Below are 21,529 nucleotides of genomic sequence, written 5' to 3' on the forward strand. Positions count from 1 at the left end.
TGCTCCAAAACATCGAAACCCTGCCGCCGGAAATCGAAGCACTTAACGGCAGAACCTGCACATTGCGCCCCGAATGCGGCATATACGGCTGCCATTCAAGCATAAAGCCCCGCTCACGGCTAGAATATTTGCTTCACTTTTCACAACACAATCAAACCCAACGTTTGTTTCAATCTCGTGACCAAACGGCAAAAAGTGGGGCAACTGCCGCCGCAGGTTTTATAATATCCGCCCCGCCGAATTAGGAAGCACCATGACCCCCGCCGAACTGCAAAACTTTCTTCACCGCAACATTCCCGCCTCTGCCGCCCTGTCGCTGGCCGTAACCGAAAGCTCGCCCGCACGGGTGGCATTGCTCGCGCCCATCGCCGTTAACCGCAACCACCACCAAACCGTGTTCGGCGGCAGCATCGCCATGCTCGCCACCTTGTGCGGCTGGTCGCTCGTGCACCTCAACTACCCCGAATACCGCGGCAAAATCGTGATACAGGAAGGCCGCACACGCTATCTCAAACCCGCCGCCGGCGACTTAACCGCCGTGTGCGAAACCGCCGACCCGGCAGCATGGGCGCAATGCACGAAAATGCTGACCGAGCGCGGCAAAGGCAAAATCACCCTATCCTGCCGCCTGTTCAGCGAAGGGATTTTGGCGGCGGAATTCGAGGGGAAATATGTGGTGCTGGCTTGATAAAAAGGCCGTCTGAAACATTTCAGACGGCCTTTCAATTTTTCCAACGGTTTCCGGCGCAAACCCTGCGCGGCAGGTTAGGGCTTCTTCACATATTCCGGCTGCACCTGCGCTGGCTGCACCACCACCACGCTGGAGCGCTCGGGGGTGAGCAGGCGGGCGGCGGCCTGCACGTCGGCGGCGGTAACGGTTTGCAGGCGGCGGCGCAGTTCGGCTTCGTCGCCGTAGCTGAAGCCGCGGGCTTCGAGCCTGCCCATCAGCGAGGCTTGGGCGCTCATCGAATCTTTGGCATAGATTTCGGAAGCGGCCGCCTGCGTGCGCACCCGTTCCAACTCGGTGCGGCTGATGCCGTTGCGGGCGATGTCGGCGATTTCGCTGCGTATCATTTCAAGCAGCTCTTGTTCGCCCGTGCCGCCGGCGGGCATGGCGATGATGCTGAACAGAGGCATTTCGCGGCTGAACATATCGTAGTTCACGCCGATGTCGAGCGCGGCCTGCCTGCCGCGCACCAGGTTTTTGTCGAAGCGGCTGGAGGCATTGCCGCCGAGCACGTCGGAAAGCACGTCGAGCGCATAAGGCATTTTGTCGTCGATGCGGGTAAGTTTGGGCACGCGGTAGGAAAGCGCGAGCACGGGCTGGCGGGTTACGGCCGATTCGGTTTGTGCGCTCGCGGGGCGGGTTTCGGCGGCTTCGCTCACGGTGTTGCGCGGCGGCAGGGGCTTGGCGGGAATCGCGCCGAACAGCCGTTCGGCGGTTTTGAGGGTTTGCCGTGCGTCCACATCGCCCACCACCACCAACACGGCGTTATTGGGGGCATACCATTGGCGGTACCATTGGCGCAAATCGTCGGCTTTGAGTGCGTGCAGATCGTTCATATAGCCGATAACGGGCGCGCGCAGGGCGGGGGTTTGGTAGCTGTTGAGGTAAATGTGTTCCCACAGCTTGCCGAAGGGGTTGTCTTCGGTGCGCTGGCGGCGCTCTTCGCGTATCACGCTCATTTCGTTGGCGAATTCTTTGTCGCTGAAATTGAGGTTGGCCATGCGGTCGGCTTCCATTTTCAGCACTTCGGGCAGGTTTTTGGCGGCCACGTTTTCGAAATACACGGTTTCGCTGCGGTTGGTGTAGGCGTTGTTTTGGCCGCCCAAAGCCGATACGCGGCGGCTGAATTCGCCCGAAGGCACGGCAGGCGTGCCCTTGAACATCATGTGCTCGAGCGCGTGGCTCAAGCCGGTTTTGCCTTGCTGCTCGTCAACGCTGCCCACCTTATACCAAAGCTGCGACACGGCCACCGGCGCGCGGCGGTCTTCTTTCACAATCACTTTCATGCCGTTGGGCAGCGTTTGCGAAAGCGTTTGCGCCCACGCGGGGGCGGCGGCAAGCAGCATCAGGAAAACGGTTCGGCGCAGCATGGTGGTTCTTTCGGAATGGATTGCGGGGCATGATAACTTTTGCCTGCCGATTAAACAAGGCTTGAGGCCGTCTGAACGCTTGTTTTCAGACGGCCTGGCGAAGCAGTGTTTGTTCCCGCTGTATCTTGTACTTTCGGGGCATAGCCATTATTTGAAAATACGTTACAATCCACCCCTGCAACCATTTTCAAAACAAGGCCAAACCCATGTTCAGCTTCTTTAAACGCAAAAAAAAGCAGGATAACGCCGAACCCGCCGCCGAGCCTGTGCAAACGCCCGCCGTGCCCGAAGCGGAAAGCGGCTCCCCGTTGGCAGAGGAAGCCCCTGCCCCGCTCACCGAAGCGCAGCTCGAAGCGGTTGAAACACACCTGCAAAACAACCCGGTCGGTCAATTGGTGGCCGACATCGTCAACCCCGAAGCCAACCTGCCCGAGCAATATAACCCCAACGCGCCGGTGGCCAAGATTCACATCAGGCCGTCTGAAAACGAAGCCGCGCCTGCCGAAGCGGCCGCAACACTCAGCGGCAGCGAAATGGCCGAAACCCTGAAACAGCCCGACAGCATCGCCACCGTTACCGCGCCCGTGCCTGCCGCCGCGGCTGCCGCAGCCGCCGAAGAGGGCGAACCTGCCAAACTCGGCTGGGCGGCGCGCCTGAAAAAAGGCCTTACCAAATCGCGCGACCAAATGGCCAAATCGCTGGCGGGCGTGTTCGGCGGCGGGCAGATCGACGAAGATTTATACGAAGAGCTGGAAACCGTGCTGATCACCAGCGATATGGGCATGGAAGCCACCGACTATCTGATGAAGGATGTGCGCAAACGCGTGTCGCTGCGCGGCCTCAAAGACGGCAACGAATTGCGCGGCGCTCTCAAAGACGCAATCTACGATTTAATCAAACCGCTCGAAAAACCGCTGGTTATCCCCGACAACGGCCAACCTTTCGTGATTATGCTGGCCGGCATCAACGGCGCGGGCAAAACCACCTCTATCGGCAAACTCGCCAAATATTTCCAATCGCAGGGCAAATCGGTGCTACTGGCTGCGGGCGACACCTTCCGCGCCGCCGCCCGCGAGCAGTTGCAGGAATGGGGCGCGCGCAACGGCGTTACCGTGATTTCGCAAACCACCGGCGATTCCGCCGCCGTGTGTTTCGATGCCGTTGAAGCCGCCAAAGCGCGCGGCATCGACATCGTGCTGGCCGACACCGCCGGCCGCCTGCCCACGCAGCTGCACCTGATGGAAGAAATCAAAAAAGTGAAGCGCGTGCTGCAAAAATCCATGCCCGACGCACCGCACGAAATCATCGTGGTGCTCGATGCCAACATCGGCCAAAACGCCGTCAACCAGGTTACCGCCTTCGACGACGCGCTGGGCCTCACCGGCCTGATTGTTACCAAGCTCGACGGCACCGCCAAAGGCGGCATTCTCGCCGCGCTCGCCAGCAACCGCCCGATTCCCGTGCGCTATATCGGCGTGGGCGAAAGCATCGACGACCTGCGCCCGTTTGACGCCAGAGCGTTTGTTGATGCACTGCTCGACTAGCTTCGAGGCCGTCTGAAAACCTTTCCGCCCGCACCGCACACTGCCGTGCGGGCGTTTTTTACCCAAAACGGTTTTCTCGAAACAGTTTGTTTCCTATCTTCTCCGCCCGTCGCGCCCGGCTGAACGGCGCAACATTATTCGGTATAATCGCACATAACCTTTCAGACGGCCTGATGCCGTCTGAAACCAACTTCACCGGATAAACCTATGATTCGTTTCGAACAAGTTTCCAAAACCTATCCCGGCGGCTTTCAGGCGCTGAAAAACGTCAGCTTCAAAATCAGCAAAGGCGAAATGATTTTCGTGGCCGGGCATTCGGGCGCGGGCAAATCCACCGTGCTCAAACTCATCGCCGGCATCACCAAACCCACCGAAGGCAAGGTGTGGATGAACAACCAAAACATCGGCGACTTAAACGACAACCAAATCGGCTTTATGCGCCAGCACATCGGCATCGTTTTCCAAGACCACAAAATCCTTTACGACCGCAACGTGCTGCAAAACGTGCTGCTGCCGCTGCGCATCATCGGCTACGATGCCAAACAGGCCGACAAACGCGCCCGCATCGCCATCGAAAAAGTGGGCTTGGGCGGCCGCGAGCTTTCCGACCCCATCACCCTTTCCGGCGGCGAACAGCAGCGCCTGTGCATCGCCCGCGCCGTGGTGCACCAGCCCAGCCTGCTGATTGCCGATGAGCCTTCCGCCAACCTCGACCGCGCCTACGCCCTAGACATTATGGAACTGTTCAAAACCTTCCACGAAGCCGGCACCACCGTAATCGTGGCCGCGCACGACGAAACCCTGATGGCCGACTACGGCCACCGCATTCTGCGCTTGCAGGAAGGCAGGTTCACATCATGAGCCAATACGTATCGCTCCACCTTGACGCCGCCGCCAACGCTGCCCGCAAACTGCTGAAACAGCCCGTGGGCACGCTGCTGATCCTGCTGATGCTGGCGGTGGCGATGACGCTGCCGCTCGCGCTCTATCTGGGCGTGCAAAGCTCGCAGGCCGTAGTCGGCAAACTCAACGAATCGCCGCAAATCACCGTTTATATGGAGCTGGGCGCCGACACGGGCGACACCGAAGCCGTGAAAAACCTGCTCGCGCAAGACAAACGCATTCAGAAAAACGAATTCGTGAGCAAACAAAAAGGCCTGCAAGAGCTGCAAACCAGCATGGGCGGGCAAGATTTGGTGTCGATGCTCGACGAAAACCCGCTGCCCGACGTATTCATCGTTACCCCCGACCCCGCCACGCCGCCCGAAGAAATGAAGGCGCTGCAAAAAGATTTGGCCGAGCTGCCGATGGTGGAAGAAGCCAAGCTCGACACCGAATGGATGCAAACGCTCTACCAAATCAACGACTTCGCGCACAAGGTTTTCTGGTTTCTCGCCTTCACCCTCGGCGTGGCTTTCGTTTTGGTGGCGCACAACACCATCCGCCTGCAAATCTTGAGCCGAAAAGAAGAAATCGAAATCACCAAACTTTTGGGCGCGCCCGCCTCGTTTATCCGCCGCCCCTTCCTTTACCTGGCCGCCTGGCAGAGCGTGCTCGCCGTGGCCGTGAGCCTGGGGCTATGTGCCTGGCTGGTAAACGTGTCGAAACCGCTGGTCGATCAGATTTTCAAGCCCTACGGGCTGAATATCGAATGGCGTTTCTTCTATTTTTGGGAAGTGCTGCTGGTGCTCGCCGCCGTGGCCGCCCTCGGCATCGCCGGCGCATGGCTGGCCACCCAACAGCACCTGCTTGGGTTTAAAGCCAAACGCTGAACAGACAAGAGCAAAAAACACTACAGGCCGTCTGAAACCCTTTTCAGACGGCCTTTCTCCATAGCCCGCCCCCGTAAAATCCAGTACAATACGCCCCTTAAATAAAGACCTTAGCAAGAGAAAACCATGATTGAAGCCGAAACCGTCAACCAATTGAACGCCATGCTGGGCGACCTTGCCGGCCGCAGCAGCGACATCCGCGGCTATCTCGATTACGACGGCAAAAAAGACCGCCTCGAAGAAGTGGTCGGCCTCTCCGAAGACCCCGACCTTTGGAACGACCCCAAAAAAGCCCAAGAAATCGGCAAAGAGCGCAAAGTGCTCGAAGGCATCGTGCTCACGCTCGACAACATCGCCGCCGGCATCGACGATAACCGCGAGCTGCTCGAAATGGTGGTGGAAGAAAACGACGAAGCCGGCTTCGCCGCCGTGCAGGAAGACATCGCCAAACTCGAGCAGATGATGGCCGATTTGGAATTCAAACGCATGTTCAACCAGCCGGCCGATGTGAACAACTGCTTCATCGACATCACCGCCGGCGCCGGCGGCACCGAAGCCGAAGACTGGGCGGGTATGCTCTACCGCATGTATCTGCGCTATGCCGAGCGCAAGGGCTTCAAGGTAGAAGTGCTCGAAGAAGACGAAGGCGACATCGCCGGCATCAACCGCGCCACCATCAAGCTCGAAGGCGAATATGCCTACGGCCTTTTGCGCACCGAAACCGGCATCCACCGCCTGGTGCGCTACTCGCCGTTCGACTCCAACAACAAACGCCACACCTCGTTTGCCTCGGTGTTTGTTTACCCCGAAGTGGACGACAGCTTCGAAGTGGAAATCAACCCCGCCGACCTGCGCATCGACACCTACCGCGCATCCGGCGCGGGCGGCCAGCACATCAACAAAACCGACTCCGCCGTGCGCATCACCCACAACCCCACCGGCATCGTGGTGCAGTGCCAAAACGACCGCTCGCAACACCGCAACCGCGACGAAGCCATGAATATGCTCAAAGCCAAGCTGTTCGAGCTGGAAATGCGCAAGCGCAACGAAGAAAAGCAGGCGCTGGAAGACGGCAAATCCGACGTGGGCTGGGGCCACCAAATCCGCTCGTATGTGTTCGACCAGTCGCGCATCAAAGATTTGCGCACCTCTTACGAAGTGGGCAACATCAAAGCCGTGATGGACGGCGATTTGGACGGCTTTATCGAAGCCAGTTTGAAACAGGGCGTGTAGCCGGGCTGCAAACCAAACAGGCCGTCTGAAAAGGTTGTTTCTTTTCAGACGGCCTGAAATTTTTGCAAGTTGAGCGCTTTGCCAAACTCATTAAGGCCGGGAGCGTTGCAAGTTGTTTAGGCCGTCTGAATATTTGATTTTGTCATACTCGGGCTTGGGCCGAGTATCTTTTTGGATTGAAAGAAATAGGGATACCCGGGTCAAGCCCGAGTATGACGATGCAAGTGTTTTCCCGCCTGTTTCCACACTTTCCCGCCACCGCCTACCGCCGCTTTATCGGGCGGTAATCCGCCGCCGTTGCCGCGCCCTGCTCCGCGCCCACCACCACGATATTCATGTTTTCCGCTTTCACACGCCGCTGCCACGCCGATTTGACCTGTTCGGCGGTGAGGGCGGAAACGGCTTTCGGATAGGCTTCGAGATAATCGTCGGGCAGGTTGTAAAAACCTATCAGGCTCAGATAGCCGAGCAGTTTGGCGTTGGTGTCGAAACGCAGCGGGAAGCTGCCGGTGATGTTGGCTTTGGCCTGTTGCAGCTCCTCTTCGGTCGGCCCTTCCGCCGCAAAGTCGGCCAGCACTTTGCGGGCGGCGGCCAGCGCGGCGGCGGTGTTGGCTTTTTGGGTGGAAAAGCCTATGGTCAGCGGCCCGGCCTCAGAGGAAGGGGCGAGGCTGCTGGACGCTCCGTAGGTGTAGCCGTGTTTGTCGCGCAATTCTTTCATCAGACGGCTGTCGAAACCGCCGCCGCCGAGGGTGTAGTTGCCGGCCACCAGTGCGTAATAATCGGGATCGTGGCGTTTGATCAAGGGCATACCCATCACGATTTGCGCCTGCTCACCCGCAAACGGGATATTCTGATGCGCCGCGCGGTGTTCGGGCACGGCGGGCACGGCGCTGCTTTGGCTGCTGCGCGCAGGCAGGCCGTTTAACGCCTGCCGCACCAGGGCTTCGGTTTGGCGGCGGTTGAGGTCGCCCACCACGGCTACGACGGCATTGTTTTTACCGTAGCGGCTGCGGTAAAACGCGCGGATGTCGTCGAGCGTTACGCGGCGTATGCTTTCCACGCTGGTTTGCGCGGGGCGGCCGTAGGGGTGGCTGCCGTAGTTCAGGCGGGCGAGTGCGCGATCGGCGATAAAGCCGGGGTCGGTTTCCTGCTGTTGCAGCGCGGTGATGCTCTGTTTGCGTATGCGCTCGAACACGGCGGTATCGAAACGCGGCTGCGTGAGCGCCTGATTGAGCAGGTTAACAGCGGGTTTGAGTTTGGCGGGATGGCTCAGGCTGCGCAGGGTAACGGTTGCACCTTCTTCGCCGCCGTCACTGCTGATGCTGGCAGCCAAACCGTCGGCCTGCTCTTTGAAGGCTTCTTCGTCGAGCCGCCGCGTGCCGCCCGTCAGCAGTGCGGCGGTAAATTCGGAAACTTCGCCTTTGCCTTCGGGGTTGAAGGCGCTGCCTGCGCCTTTAAAGCTGATCTGCACATCAACAATCGGGTTTTGATGCCGCTCCACCAGCAGCACTTGGGTTCCTTCGGGCGTTTGCCAGCGCTGGATATTCACGGCGGCATGGGCGGCAAGCGGCAGCAGGGTCAGCATCAGCAGGGCTGCGGTCGGTTTCAAAGGCATGGCATACTTTCTAATCGGGCGGAAAACGCAAGGTTAAACGTTTTTGAATAAGGCTGTAAAGGCAAAGGCCGTCTGAACAATATTTTCAGACGGCCTGAGACCTTTGCGGGCTTGTTTATGCCGCTTCTTTGCGGCGGTAATACGCGCGTTTCAAGCCCAGCAGCACGGCCACGGCGGCGGCGGGCGCGGTCAGGGCGACGGCCACGGTGGCGAAGCCCCAACCGAGGTTCAGCATCCACGCGCCCACGAATGCGGAAAGAATTGCGCCGATGCGCCCCAATCCGTGCATCCAGCCGTTGCCGGTGGCGCGGGCGGAGAGCGGGAAAAACATGCTCGACAAGGCGTTCATGCCCGTGCCGCCGCCGTTGAAGGCCGCGCCGACTACAAACGCCAACACGCACAACAGCAGATATTGCTGGCCGGCGTTGCTGATGGCCACCAACACCACCGCGCCGGTGAGATACGACAAACCCAGCACACGGTGCGGCTCGAACCTGTCCATCAGCCAACCCAGCATCACCGAGCCGAGCGGGCCGCCGAGCTGGAACATGGCCGAAATAATGCTGGCCTGCGAGGCGGTCATGCCCGATTCTTTAATCATGGTGGGCATCCAGCTGCCCAACAGATACACCAGAAACAGGTGCATGAAATAGCCCGACCACAACATAATGCTGCCGAAGCGGTAATGCGGGTTGAGCACGGTTTTAATCGGCGCTTCGCCGGCCGCGGCCTCGGCGGGCAGCGGCAGCACGAAGGTGCTGTGTTCGGTGGTGGAGCCGGGGGCGCAGCGTTCCACCAGTTTGCGTATGCGTTCGGGCTTGTGTTTTTTGTGCGCCAGAAAACCGATGGATTCGGGCAGCATCCACACCAACAGAATACTCAGCACAATCGGCGCAATCCCGCCCACCCAAAACACGCTGTGCCAGCCGTAATGCGGAATCAGACCGGCAGCCAGAAAACCGCCGCCCGCCGCACCCACGGTAAAGCCGGCAAACACCACCGTTACCAAAAACGCACGGCTGCGGGCGGGCGAAAACTCGGTGGCCAGCGTAGCTACGCTCGGCATAATGCCGCCCATCGCGCAACCGGCGATAAAACGGTAAACAATCATATGGTTGAGCGAGTTTGCCGAGGCCACCAGCAGCGTGAACAAACCGAAGGTAAACACGTTGGCAATCAACACCTTGCGCCTGCCGAACTTATCAGCCAGCGGGCCGGTAATCATCGCCCCCACCGCCAAACCCGCCAGCGCAGCACTCAACACGGGCGCCAGCGCGTTATTGCTCAACTGCCAGTCTTCTTTCAGCGAGGGCGCCACAAAGCCCATAATGGCCACATCGAAGCCGTCCATCACCACAATCAGAAAACATAAAAAGATCACCAGTTTCTGATAGGCGCCCACGGGGCGGTGATCAATCAGCTCGCGCACATTGATTTCGTTGGTTGTTGTCATAAGCAGTCACTCTGGTCGGGTTGTTTTCAGACGGCCTTACGGTATTTTTGCAAAGGCCTCGGCCTATATGGGTTTCAATCCAATTGTGCCAAACGGCGCAGGTTTTCGGGCGTGGTTGAGGGCAGGCCGAAATATTCCAGATAGGCCGGAATCTGCTCGAACAGCATATCCGTGCCCAGCTGCACCGTACAGCCCCGCTGCTGCGCCGCACGCACAAACGGCGTGGCTTCGCGCAACACCACTTCGCCCACAAACGTTTCGGGCGACAGGCGCGACACGTCGGCGGGCAGCGGGTCGCCGTCATACATGCCCAGCGGCGTGGCGTTTACCACCAAATCGAAACCGCGCACATCATTGCCGCCGGTTTCCACCGCCAGCGCCGGATAATGCTTGTTCAGACGGCCTGCCAGCGCCGCGGCCGACTCCGCGCGCGCGTCGAACAGCGCCAGCCTTGCCGCCCCCGCCGCCGCCAGCGAAGCCGCAATCGCCGAGCCTACGCCGCCGCAGCCCAAAATCAGCGCCGATTTTCCCTGCGGCGCAAAGCCTTTGCGGCGTATACCGCGCACGAAGCCTTCGCCGTCGAACATATCGCCTTCGAGCCTGCCGTCCGCCCCCAAGCGCACGGCGTTGCACGAACCGGCAATTTCCGCCGCCGGCGCAACACGGTCGATTAACCCCACGGTGGCCACTTTATGCGGCATGGTAATCAGCGCGCCGGCGGTATTAGTGTTGCCGAACACGGCTTTCAAAAACGCCGGATAATTGTGCGCCTCGCACGAAAACGGCACCACCACCGCATTGATGCCCGCATCGGCGAAATAAGGGTTGTAAATCATCGGCGATTTAAAGGTTTGGGTGGGGAAGCCGATATGGGCGATGACACGGGTTAACCCGTTGATGGTTAAAGAAGACGGCATAAGGCGCTTTCCGGCAGAAAAAACGGGCTTATTCTAACCGATGTTCCCCCGCCCGCCCCGCCACCGCCGCGACAGGCAATGGGAAAAGCAGGATTATGGGCAGGTTTGAAAAAGCATTGGAAGTTTATAACCGAAACAGCCGCATAACCGCCATTCACACTTTAATTTAGCCAATGTTTCGCCTGAAAATTGCAGAACGAAAAGCCGGAACCTTTACGAGCAATACTTGAAGCCTGAGACCTTTGCAAAATTCTTTTAGGCCGTCTGAAACATCTGATTATCGTCATTCCCGCGCAGGCGGGAATCCAGTCGTTTTTTCATAAGTTATTGAAATAAAATAATTGATGGTTTTAAGGCTGGATTCCCGCCTGCGCGGGAATGACGGGATACGAACGTTTTCAGGTTTGAATTGGTTATTTTGCAAAGGTCTCAGCCTTTGCAAATACCTTAAGTCTGAAATACCCAAACGCCGTCATACTCGGGCTTGACGCAGAGGTTTTAAAATACCAACGAATTAACAAAGGTTTCAGGCCGTCTGAAATATATTTTTCAGACGGCCTGAAAGTACTTTTGCAAAAGTTTCAACCTATGAAAACCGTTTATTCACCCAACTGCTTGGTTTTGTTGATCACGATTTCCACACGGCGGTTTTTGGCGCGGCCTTCGGGATTATCGCTGCCGTCTTCGTTGGTGTTTGGCGCAATCGGATCCGCCGCACCTTTGCCGTCGGTTTGAAAATCTTGTTGCAAGCCGTTGCTTTCAAACCATTTTTTAACAGCTTGCGCCCGTGCCAGCGAGAGCTTTTTATTGTAGGCTTCGCTGCCCTTGCTATCGGTGTGGCCGGTGATCAGAATCAGCCCCTTGCCCTTTTCGCGTATCACTTCGGCGGCTTTTTGCAGCTCGGGGTCGGCCTCGGGCTTCAAATCGGCCTTATCGAAATCGAACAACACATCGGAAGCCAGATTGATTTCGATATTGAACCCCGTTTGCTGCCCACTCAGGCTGCTGCCGGTTGCCGACAGATTACTGCCTTGTGCAGAAACCGATGAAACGGGCGCAGAAGCTGTTTGTGCGGCAGCAGATTGCGGCTCGGCTGTTTGCAAAGCAGCGGAAGCGGGTTGGGCAGGTGCGGCTTGCGCGGGCACAGAAGCAGGCGGCGGCGTTTCCGCCTGCGTGTTTTGGGCGGAGGCGGCAGCGGCAGGTGTTTGGCTGCCTGAAGATTGCGGGTTGCAGGCGCATAGGATTGCGGCAGCCAACAGGGAAAATGCGGTTGTGGCGTTCATCGGATTACTCTTTAAAATTTAAAGTCGGATTTACCTGATACTTAGCCGCAGTGCCGGCATATTCGGATCAGTCCCAGGTATGCACGGATATGGCTGTTTTTTTTTAAATTTTTCGGCAAAACGGTTTTCAGACGGCCTGATCTTGATTGATAGGCCGTCTGAAAACCCCGTATCTGAAAACTTAACGGCTCACGGGAACGGAATCAAACGAACCGACTTTGGGAAAATCGATGGTAATAGTGGGCGAGGTTTCAGGCGGGGCAGGGAATTTTAATGTGAGTGCTTGCGGAAATCTCTGATGACCCTCAAGCCGCAGCTCTTCACTAACTCCGCTTAACGGGTTGGCCATGTATTTTCCGTTTTCGTCTTGCAGCAGGGTAACTTTTTTGCTGGTGGTTTCGTCTATATAGTCAAAGTCTTTTAACGGAAAGTATTCACCGCTTACACCTTTATATTCTCCATTTGCACCTTTTGGAGGCACTGCAATAAATTCCACGCTCAAAATCTGACCAACAACTTTGGCTTTGGTCAAATGAATGGTGTATTCGCCGAATGTTTTGGTTTGAATCGCCTGCGTGGGTTGGCTTTGTGCGGCAACCGGCTCGCGAATCAAGCTCTCGCCCGACGTGGGTGCTACTGCCTGCTGCGGTGCTTGCGCAGCCGGTTCGGCTTGCGCCGGAGCCTGCTGTTGTGCCTGTTGCGCAGGCGCAGCGGGCGTTTCTTCTTTTTGACAGGCGGCCAAGCCGGCCAATGCGGTTAACGTGCATACAGCCAATATTTGCAAACGCATATTTTGCTCCTTCGGATATATAGTGAATTCAAATAAAAACTCCGAAATGAAATAACTGCATTCAAACTTGCAATTGGGCGATATGCTAAAGAATCGTTTTACCCTACTTCGGCATTCTTATTTTAATCCACTATAACGGTATTGGTGGTTAATATTACTTTGACTTACCGTTAGTGTATTAAGTTCAGCCCAAAAGAGCAATTACTTTAATAAACATCAAAAGGCCGTCTGAAAACCTGTTTCGGTTTTCAGACGGCCTTTTCAAGTATCAAACCGATAACGGTTAGTCGGCTTGGCGGCGCAGAATGGCGGGGATTTCAAAATCGTCCAACACGGATTGGTTGGCGAAATCGGAAGCGGTCAGGTTCATGCTGCGGGTGCTGCGGCCGGAACGGATCAAGCCGTCGATGTTGCCGAAGCCGTCGTCGGTGCCGGTTGCCTGTTGGGTTTTCACCATGCGCAGGTTGTTTGAAGCGGCGGCGGTGTTTTCTTTCAAGCCGGTTGCGATGATGGTTACGCGGATGGCATCTTCCTCCATGCCTTCGTCTTCGGCGGTGCCGTATTTGCGCTCGGCATCGGGATGGGCGTATTCGTCAACCACTTTCATGATTTCGCGGTATTCCGACATTTTCAAACAACCCGGAGCGGTGGTGATGTTCACCAAAACGCCGCGCGCGCCGTCTAAGGTTACATCGTCCAGCAGCGGGCTGGAAATGGCTTGTTCGGTGGCCAGGCGGGCACGGTCGATACCTTGCGCGAAGCCCGAACCCATCATGGCCATGCCCATGATGCTCATCACGTTTTTCACGTCGGCGAAGTCTAAGTTGATGAAGCCGGGGCGGGTAACCACTTCGGAAATACCGGCAACGGCATCACGCAGCACATTGTCGGCGGCGCGGAATGCTTCGCGCACGGTGATGTCTTCACCCAGTGCGGTCATCAGTTTGTCGTTCGGGATAACGATCAGGGAATCCACCTGGCTTTTCAGATGGTCCATACCTTCTTGGGCGATGTGTACGCGTTTGCCTTCGTGGCCGAACGGGCGGGTAACCACGGCAACGGTTAAGATACCTTGTTCTTTTGCGATTTCCGCAACAACGGGGGCTGCGCCGGTGCCGGTGCCGCCGCCCATGCCGGTGGTGATGAACAGCATATTGGCGCCGCGGATGGCGTCGGCAATGGCTTCACGGTCTTCTTGGGCTGCCGCGCGGCCGATTTCGGGATTCGCGCCCGCGCCCAAACCGCGGGTCAGATTGGTGCCCAACTGGATGCGTTTGGCGGCATTGCTTCTGCCCAAAGATTGCGCATCAGTGTTGGCGCTGATAAATTCCACACCTTGAACGGTGTTTAAAATCATATTGTTAATGGCATTGCAACCGCCGCCGCCGATACCGATAACTTTGATAACCGCAGGGCTTGCGGCGGCTTCTACTACGTCGTAAACCAATTCCATAAAATGCTCCTCTGCGCCCTGCGTCAGGACGGGTAAATAAATGACGGCTAAATAACTGCGAAAGTTGGCGCTATTATATAAGAAGCCTTGCCCCGCTGGCAAAATTCTTCTTACATTTTTACGAGAATTTTAAAAATTATTTTTCAGCCATTCTTTCAGCCGAACCAGCCAGTTTTCTTTCGGCTCCCTGATGGCAACCGCGCCGGTTACCGGCGCACCCGAAACTTCGCCGCGCGCGGCCTGCAAAAGGCCGATGGCCGTGGCGTAGCGGGGGTTGCGGATGCGCTCGGAAACGCCGCCCATTTCGTGCGGCACGCCGATGCGGGCGGGCAGGTTGAACACGTCTTCGGCCAAATCGACGATGCCGGTAAGCAGCGATGCGCCGCCGGTAAGCACCACGCCCGAAGTGAGCACTTCTTCGGGGAATCCGCTGCGGCGCAGTTCGTTGAGGGTAAGCTCTAAAATTTCTTCGACGCGTGGGCCGATAACGCTGGCCAAAACGCGGCGGGAAATCTGGCGCGGCTGGCGGTCCCCCACGCTGGGCACTTCGATCATTTCGTCGAGGCCGTCCATGGTGGCGATGGCGACGCCGTGGTTGATTTTGATGTATTCGGCGGCATTGTGCGGCGTGCGCAGGGCTTGCGCCAAATCTTTGGTAATCAAATCGCCGGCAACCGGAATCACGGCGGTATGGCGGATGGCGCCGTTGGTGTAAACGGCGATGTCGGTGGTGCCTCCGCCGATGTCGATCACGCAAACGCCCAAATCTTTTTCGTCTTCGGTTAAGACGGCCTGGCCGCTCGCCAGCGGTTGCAGCATAATCTGCTCCATATGCAGGCCGCAGCGGTTGACGCATTTTTGAATGTTTTGCAGGGCGGTAATCGCGCCGGTGATGATGTGTACGCGGGTGTCCAGACGCACGCCGCTCATGCCGATGGGTTCTTTAACGCCGGGCTGGTTGTCGATGATGTATTCCTGCACCACGGTGTGCAGGATGTTGTGGTCGGGCGGGATATTGACGGCTTTGGCGGTTTCGATGGCGCGGTCGATGTCGGCTTGGGAAACTTCGCCGTCTTTGATTTTCACCACGCCTTGCGAATTGAGGCTGCGGATGTGGTTGCCGGCGATGCCGGTGGTTACGCTGTCGACTTTGCAGTCGGCCATGCGTTCCGCTTCTTCCATGGCCTGCTTGATGGCTTGGGCGGTGGCATCGATATTGGTTACCATACCGGCTTTGAGGCCACGCGAAGGTGCCTGCCCCAAACCGATAATATGGATTTCGTTGTCTTCGTGCACTTCGCCGATTAATGCGATAACTTTAGAAGTGCCGATATCCAATGCACTGATGTATTTGCCTTTTACCATGATGTCCCATTCGTTTGCTGATTACTGTCGGTTTTGTGCTTCGACGCCGGATGCGCTGTTTTCAGACGGCGTGTCTGCCTGCGGTTCTTGCTGTTTGTCGTGGTAGCGCACGGCGAATCCGTCGCGGTAGCGCATATCCACATAGGCCAGATTGCCTTGCTGCGCCTGCAAAATGCCCGGCCACATTTCGGCGAAGCGTTGCAGGCGTTTGGTTTCGTTTTCGCGCCCCAGGCGCACGGAAATGCCGTTATCCAGCCCTACCGTCCAAGCCGAGCGCGGGGAGTATTCGAGTTCGGCAACGGCCAAACCCAGGGGTTTTAAGATGGCGTTAAATTCGTTGAAGTGCTTCACCATAATCTTGCCGGTGCCGGGTTCGCCTGAAAAAACAGGGAATTTTTCGTCGGTGGCGGCATTGAAGAGGTTGCCGTTGCTGTCGATCAGGCCGGATTCTTTCCAGCGCGCCACGGGGATGCGCTCGACGAGGTCGATTTCGACGGTATCGGGCAGGCGGCGGCGCACGGTTACTTTGTCAACCCACGGCAGCTTGGCGAACGCTTCCTGCGCGCCGTTCAGATCGGCGCGGAAGATGTTGCCGCGTATATATTTTTGCGCCACGGCTTGTAGCTGTTTGCCGCCGGTGCGCTGAATTTCGCCTTCGATTTTGACTTGTTTCACCGGAAAATACGGCGAATTGTAAACCCAAACGGCCAATGCTCCCAGCAGTATCAGCACTACCAGGATCATCAGCCAACGGGTTACGCGCTTCAGGGCGCCTGCATTATCCCACATGAGCAGTTTTCAGAATTTCAACACATAAATCGGCGAAGCTCAAGCCGGTTTGGGCGGCGGACTTCGGCACCAGGCTGTGGCTGGTCATACCGGGCAAGGTATTGATTTCAAGCAGATACAGCTTGCCGTCGGTGTCTTTTAAGAAATCCACGCGCGACACGCCTTCGGCGCCGATTGCCTGTGCGGCGCGCACCGACAGCGAGCGCATCAGGGTTTCGTCGGCTTCGCTTAAATCGGCGGGGCACCGGTAAACGGTGTCGTCGCGGGTGTATTTGGCTTCGTAATCGTAAAACTCGGTGGCGGGAATGATGCGGATGGCGGGATAGCCTTCGCCGTTAATCACGGGGCAGGAATATTCGCCTCCGCCGATAAAGCGTTCGGCGATGATTTCGCCGTGCAGGTGTTTGAGGCTGTTATACACTTCTTTCAGACGGCCTGCTTCTTTCACTTTTACCACGCCCACGCTGCTGCCTTCTGCGGCGGGCTTTACAAACATCGGCAAACCCAGCCCGCGCTCAACGGCATCGAAATCGCTGTCTTCGCGCAATACGGCGAATTCGGGCACAGGCAGCCCCAGCGCCTGCCAAATCAGTTTGCAGCGGTATTTGTCCATGCCCACGGCCGAGGCCATCACGCCGCTGCCGGTGTAGGGAATGCCCAAAAGTTCGAGTGCGCCCTGCACGGTACCGTCTTCGCCGTAAGTGCCGTGCAGAATATTGAAGGCCGTCTGAAAGCCCCGGGCTTTCAGCTCGTGCAAAGGGGTTTCTTTCGGGTCGAACGGGTGTGCGTCTATACCCTTGCTTTGCAGGGCGGCGACAATGGCGGCTCCGCTGTCGAGCGACACTTCGCGCTCGCTGGAAAATCCGCCCATCAATACGGCAACTTTGCCAAAATCTTGCATATTTACGGTTTCTTTCTTTTTTCAGACGGCCTGTTTATTGATCGGCTAAAACAATCAACAACCCCTGTGTTTTATTATTTTTCAAAGAGCGGCATAACCGCCCTGCCCTGCCGTTCAGCTTGCGCTTCCCGCCAGCGCCTGCGGGGTTTTGTTGATGCTGCCCGCGCCCATGGTCAGCACCACGTCGCCGTCTTGCAATACATTCAGCAGGGTTTCGGGCAGGGCGTTCACATCTTCGCAGTAAATCGGTTCGAGCTTGCCCAACACGCGCACGGCACGCGCCAGCGCGCGGGCGTCGGCCGCCACAATCGGCTCTTCGCCGGCGGCATACACTTCGGTTAACACCAGCGAATCGACGGTGCTCAACACGCTCACGAAGTCTTCAAACAAATCGCGGGTGCGGGTGTAGCGGTGCGGCTGGAAGGCCAATACCAAACGTTTGTCGGGATACGCGCCCCGTGCGGCGGCCAGCGTGGCGGCCATTTCTACGGGGTGGTGGCCGTAGTCGTCGATCAGCGTGGCCTTGCCGCCGCCGGGCAGGCTGATGTCGCCGTATTTCTGGAAGCGGCGGCCGACACCGGCAAAGCCCAGCAAACCTTGCTGGATGGCCTCCACCGATGCGCCCACTTCGAGCGCCACGCCGATGGCGGCCAGCGCATTGAGTACGTTGTGGCGGCCGGGCATATTCAGCACCACTTCAAATGGCTTGATGCCTTCCTGCTTCACATGAACGGTAAAACGCATTTTGTCGCCTTCGGCCTGAAGCTCGGTGGCGTAAATATCGGCGCTTTCGTCCAAACCGTAAGTGGCGTAGGGCTTGCTGATGCGCGGCACGATGGCGCGTACATGTTCGCTGTCGGTGCATAAAAACGCTTTGCCGTAAAACGGCATGCGGTGGATAAACGACACGAACGCCTGATGCAGTTTTTCGACGCTGTGGTCATAGGTGTCCATATGGTCGGTGTCGATATTGGTAACCACCGACATAATGGGGGTGAGGTGCAGAAACGAAGCGTCGGATTCGTCGGCCTCGGCCACCAGATATTCGCCTTTGCCCAGGCGGGCGTTGGTGCCGGCGGCGGTGAGTTTGCCGCCGATAACGAAGGTTGGGTCCATGCCCGCCGCCGCCAGAATGGAGGCGGTGAGGCTGGTGGTGGTGGTTTTGCCGTGGGTGCCGGCGATGGCGATGCCGTCGCGGAAACGCATCAGCTCGGCCAGCATCAGCGCGCGCGGAATCACGGGGATTTTACGCTCCTGAGCCGCCAGCACTTCGGGGTTGTCGGGTTTGACGGCGGTGGAGGTTACCACCACATCGGCATCGGTAACGTGTGCGGCGGTGTGGCCGGGGTAAACCTGAATGCCCAAGCCGCTCAAGTGGCGCGTTACCGCACTTTGCGCCTGATCGGAACCGGATACTTTAAACCCCAGGTTGTGCAGCACTTCGGCAATCCCGCACATGCCCGAACCGCCGATACCGACAAAATGAATGTTGTTGACTCTGTTTTTCATGTTGTTGTGTTTTCCTGAAGCCCGTTCCGTTTCAGACGGCCAAAATACTGCGCCCAAACCGCCGGCAAACTTAAAAGGCGTTATTTTAAAGGGCTGCGGATAGATGCGCTATGGTTTTAATGTAAAAGGGTGTTCAGACGGTTGTTGCCGGGCAGGTTTTGTGCCGTTTCCCAACCAGCCCGTTTACCGGGGCAACAGGCCGTCTGAAAAACCTTCTTCCGAATCGGCCTACATCGTGGCGGCAATCGCCGTAACCGCCACATCGTCGGCGCTGTGCGGCATGGCCAGCGTGCGGGCGTTTTCGGCCCACTCGAGGCAGCGTTCGCGGTTGAGCGCCCACAACACTTCCGACAGCTTCTCGGCGGTAAGTTGCGACTGCGGCAGCAGCAATCCGGCGTCGGCCTGCACCATAAAGCGGGCGTTGGCGGTTTGGTGGTCATCCACCGCATGGGGGTAAGGCACCAGCAGGGCGCCCACACCGGCGGCGGTCAGCTCGGCAATCGTGAGCGCGCCCGCGCGGCAGATAACCACATCGGCGTGTTCGTAGGCGGCGACCATATCGTCGATAAACTCCACGCATTTGGCCTGCACATTGAGCACTTCGTAATCGGTTTTGAGCGTGCCGAGTTTGCCGCGGCCCGACTGATGGTAAATCTGCGGGCGCTCGCTTTCGGTGAGCAGCGCCAGCGCGCGCGGCACGGTTTGGTTAAGCACGTCGGCGCCCAAACTGCCGCCCATCACCAACACTTTCAGACGGCCTTCTCGCCCGGCAAAGCGCTCGGCGGGCGGCGGCAGGTTGGTGATGTCGGCACGCACGGGGTTGCCGACCAAGCCGTCGGGGTTGCCGAACGTGCGCGGAAACGCATACAAAACGCGGCGCGCCCAGCGGGCAAGCTGTTTGTTGGCCAAGCCCGCCACGGCGTTTTGCTCGTGAATCACAATCGGCACGCCCGACAGTTTGGCGGCCACGCCGCCGGGAAAGGTAACGAAACCGCCGAAGCCGATAACGCAATCGACGCGGTGTTTTTTGATAATCCGCATCGCCGCCTGCACGGTTTTGAACAAGGTAAACGGCAATTCCAGTTTGCGCTTCCAGCCGTTGCCGCGCACGCCTTTAATCGCCAGCGTTTCGAGGCGGATATTGTGTTTCGGCACGATGCGCTCTTCCATCGAATCTTCGCTGCCCAGCCAAATCACATGGTGGCCGCGCCCGCGCAGGGCTTCGGCCACCGCCAGCGCGGGGAAAATATGGCCGCCGGTGCCGCCGGCCATCAGCATAAAGGTTTTACTGCCCATAACTCGAATTATCCTTTTCTATTATATTTTTTTGGTTTATACGTTTTTTTCAGACGGCCTTCCGCAACGGGCGGCGGCCGGTTTTATCCTTCCACTTTGTAACCGCGCATTTTCAGGCGGTTTTCATAATCCACGCGCAACAGCAGCGCAATGCACACCAGCATGATAATTACCGCCGAACCGCCGTAGGACATCAGCGGCAGGGTCAGGCCCTTGGTGGGCAGCAGGCCGATGTTCACGCCGATATTGAAAAAACTCTGAATGCCCAGCCAGATGCCGATGCCTTTGGCCACAAACGCGCCGAAAAACAGCTCCAGATCGCGCGCCTGCTTGCCGATGGAAAACGCCCGCCACACCAGCCACGCATAGCAGAAAATCAGCACCGAAATGCCCACGAAGCCGAACTCTTCGCCGATTACCGCCAAAATAAAGTCGGTATGCGCCTCGGGCAGGTAGAAGCGTTTTTCCAAACTCGCGCCCAAACCCACGCCGAACCATTCGCCGCGCGCAATCGCCATCAGCGAGTGGGTAAGCTGGTAGCCCTTGCCCAGCGGGTCTTCCCACGGGTTTAAGAATGCCGATACCCGCGCCATACGGTAGGGTGCGACGGCAATCAGCGCCACCATGCTGGCCAGGCCGATGCCCACCATCATCAGAAACCAGCGCCACGGCAGCCCCGCCAGAAACAGCAGGCCCATCGCCACAGCGGTTACCACCACAAACGAGCCGAAGTCCGGCTCCAGCATAATCAGGCCCAAGCCTATGCCCACCGGCACGGCGGAAAAGCCCACTTTTTTAAACTGCTTCAGGATTTCGGCGCGGCGGGTGAAAAAGCTCGACAAATATAAAATAATCGCCAGTTTGAACACTTCGGTGGGTTGCAGGTTAACCGGCCCCAGATGTATCCAGCGTTTCGCGCCGTTAATCTCGCGCCCCACCAGCAGCACCGCCACCAGCAGCCCCAAGCTCGCAAACAGAATCCACGGCGTGTATTTCTTCCACTTGGCCATCGGGATTTTAAACGCCACCAGCCCCGCCAGCGCGCCGGCGGTCAGAAACATGGCCTGGCGGGAAAGGTAAAACCATTGGTCGCCGCCGTCGTGGGCGGCATAGGCGATGGAGGCGGAATAAATCATCAGCAGGCTGAACGACACCATCAGCACCACCATCCACAGCAGCGACTGGTCGGTTTTGTGGCCGCTGCGCAGGATTTTGCGGTCTAGGATTTTGGATTCTGTAATCATATGCTTTAAAAATTGGTTTGAGTTGCTTTAGGGTTCGGGCGGTTTAACAAACATACGAGCGTCATTAAAACCCGCCTCGGCGGGCAAAACGCAAACGCTTTTCAGACGGCCCTTAGGGAGTGTAGTCGACCGCGTTGCGGCGGTATTTTTGGTTAAAACCCGCATCTGCGGCGTTAGGTGGCGTAGCGGACTTGCGAAGCTAAAATGCTCGCAAGGTGTTCAACCTTGCTGTGCTTTTTGCCTTGCATCTGCGGATTTTCCCTCAAAA

General features: G+C 57.7%; 17 protein-coding genes and 1 pseudogene. 5 read left to right on the forward strand and 13 right to left on the reverse strand.

The genetic code is table 11. The features are described 5' to 3' along the window. The first annotated feature begins 253 nt into the window (after window positions 1-253). Complete coding sequence (locus tag H3L92_RS11005) at window positions 254-688, forward strand: YiiD C-terminal domain-containing protein (protein WP_085366766.1); 435 nt, start codon at window positions 254-256, stop codon at window positions 686-688. A gap of 77 nt (window positions 689-765) precedes the next feature. Here the strand turns inward: H3L92_RS11005 and H3L92_RS11010 are convergent, their stop codons facing one another. Further along, window positions 766-2,097, reverse strand: coding sequence for a M16 family metallopeptidase (locus H3L92_RS11010; RefSeq protein WP_085366765.1), 1,332 nt, complete (start codon window positions 2,095-2,097; stop codon window positions 766-768). A 623-nt stretch (window positions 2,098-2,720) separates the two neighbouring features. Here H3L92_RS11010 and ftsY point away from each other — a divergent pair. The 4 genes and pseudogenes from ftsY to prfB all read left to right on the forward strand — a co-directional run. After that, a pseudogene (ftsY, locus tag H3L92_RS11015) lies at window positions 2,721-3,641 on the forward strand (signal recognition particle-docking protein FtsY); the annotation flags it as partial. 207 nt (window positions 3,642-3,848) lie between these two features. After that, window positions 3,849-4,502, forward strand: a complete 654-nt coding sequence (ftsE, locus tag H3L92_RS11020) for a cell division ATP-binding protein FtsE (protein ID WP_085366763.1) — start codon at window positions 3,849-3,851, stop codon at window positions 4,500-4,502. Then, the gene (ftsX, locus tag H3L92_RS11025; protein WP_085366762.1) at window positions 4,499-5,413 is read left to right on the forward strand and encodes a permease-like cell division protein FtsX; all 915 of its coding nucleotides are present in this window, start codon (window positions 4,499-4,501) and stop codon (window positions 5,411-5,413) included. Before ftsE ends, ftsX begins: the two co-directional genes overlap by 4 nt. 129 nt (window positions 5,414-5,542) lie before the next feature. Then, on the forward strand, window positions 5,543-6,646 hold the full coding sequence (prfB, locus tag H3L92_RS11030) for a peptide chain release factor 2 (RefSeq protein ID WP_085366777.1): 1,104 nt from the start codon (window positions 5,543-5,545) through the stop codon (window positions 6,644-6,646). Between the two features lie 262 nt (window positions 6,647-6,908). On the opposite strand, the gene H3L92_RS11035 is transcribed toward prfB, so the two are convergent. The 12 genes from H3L92_RS11035 to ftsW all read right to left on the reverse strand — a co-directional run bounded on the left by H3L92_RS11035 (window position 6,909) and on the right by ftsW (window position 21,261). After that, a complete protein-coding gene (locus tag H3L92_RS11035) occupies window positions 6,909-8,261 on the reverse strand; it encodes a M16 family metallopeptidase (protein ID WP_085366761.1) in 1,353 nt (450 codons plus the stop codon). Window positions 8,262-8,376: 115 nt separating this feature from the next. Next, window positions 8,377-9,714 carry an MFS transporter gene (locus H3L92_RS11040; protein ID WP_085366760.1) on the reverse strand — a complete coding sequence of 446 codons (1,338 nt, stop codon included), beginning with the start codon at window positions 9,712-9,714 and terminating at the stop codon, window positions 8,377-8,379. A gap of 74 nt (window positions 9,715-9,788) precedes the next feature. Further along, window positions 9,789-10,631, reverse strand: coding sequence for a shikimate dehydrogenase family protein (locus H3L92_RS11045; protein ID WP_085366759.1), 843 nt, complete (start codon window positions 10,629-10,631; stop codon window positions 9,789-9,791). Window positions 10,632-11,230: 599 nt separating this feature from the next. Further along, the gene (locus tag H3L92_RS11050; protein WP_085366596.1) at window positions 11,231-11,914 is read right to left on the reverse strand and encodes an OmpA family protein; all 684 of its coding nucleotides are present in this window, start codon (window positions 11,912-11,914) and stop codon (window positions 11,231-11,233) included. A gap of 181 nt (window positions 11,915-12,095) precedes the next feature. Continuing rightward, the gene (locus H3L92_RS11055; RefSeq protein WP_085366595.1) at window positions 12,096-12,704 is read right to left on the reverse strand and encodes a phosphoribosylglycinamide synthetase; all 609 of its coding nucleotides are present in this window, start codon (window positions 12,702-12,704) and stop codon (window positions 12,096-12,098) included. A 283-nt stretch (window positions 12,705-12,987) separates the two neighbouring features. Then, a complete protein-coding gene (ftsZ, locus tag H3L92_RS11060; protein ID WP_085366593.1) occupies window positions 12,988-14,157 on the reverse strand; it encodes a cell division protein FtsZ in 1,170 nt (389 codons plus the stop codon). Between the two features lie 129 nt (window positions 14,158-14,286). Then, window positions 14,287-15,522: a cell division protein FtsA gene (gene ftsA / locus H3L92_RS11065; protein ID WP_085366591.1), complete on the reverse strand. Its 1,236-nt coding sequence runs from the start codon at window positions 15,520-15,522 to the stop codon at window positions 14,287-14,289. A gap of 21 nt (window positions 15,523-15,543) precedes the next feature. Further along, a complete protein-coding gene (locus tag H3L92_RS11070) occupies window positions 15,544-16,311 on the reverse strand; it encodes a cell division protein FtsQ/DivIB (RefSeq protein WP_085366589.1) in 768 nt (255 codons plus the stop codon). After that, on the reverse strand, window positions 16,301-17,212 hold the full coding sequence (locus H3L92_RS11075) for a D-alanine--D-alanine ligase (protein ID WP_085366587.1): 912 nt from the start codon (window positions 17,210-17,212) through the stop codon (window positions 16,301-16,303). The genes H3L92_RS11070 and H3L92_RS11075 overlap by 11 nt, the downstream gene beginning before the upstream one ends. Window positions 17,213-17,326: 114 nt before the next feature. Next, on the reverse strand, window positions 17,327-18,721 hold the full coding sequence (murC, locus tag H3L92_RS11080) for a UDP-N-acetylmuramate--L-alanine ligase (protein ID WP_085366585.1): 1,395 nt from the start codon (window positions 18,719-18,721) through the stop codon (window positions 17,327-17,329). Between the two features lie 228 nt (window positions 18,722-18,949). Continuing rightward, on the reverse strand, window positions 18,950-20,017 hold the full coding sequence (gene murG / locus H3L92_RS11085; protein WP_085366583.1) for an undecaprenyldiphospho-muramoylpentapeptide beta-N-acetylglucosaminyltransferase: 1,068 nt from the start codon (window positions 20,015-20,017) through the stop codon (window positions 18,950-18,952). 83 nt (window positions 20,018-20,100) lie between these two features. Further along, the gene (ftsW, locus tag H3L92_RS11090; protein ID WP_085366581.1) at window positions 20,101-21,261 is read right to left on the reverse strand and encodes a putative lipid II flippase FtsW; all 1,161 of its coding nucleotides are present in this window, start codon (window positions 21,259-21,261) and stop codon (window positions 20,101-20,103) included. Between the last annotated feature and the right edge of the window lie 268 nt (window positions 21,262-21,529).

This window comes from Neisseria dentiae (assembly GCF_014055005.1).
Classification (GTDB): Bacteria; Pseudomonadota; Gammaproteobacteria; order Burkholderiales; family Neisseriaceae; genus Neisseria; species Neisseria dentiae.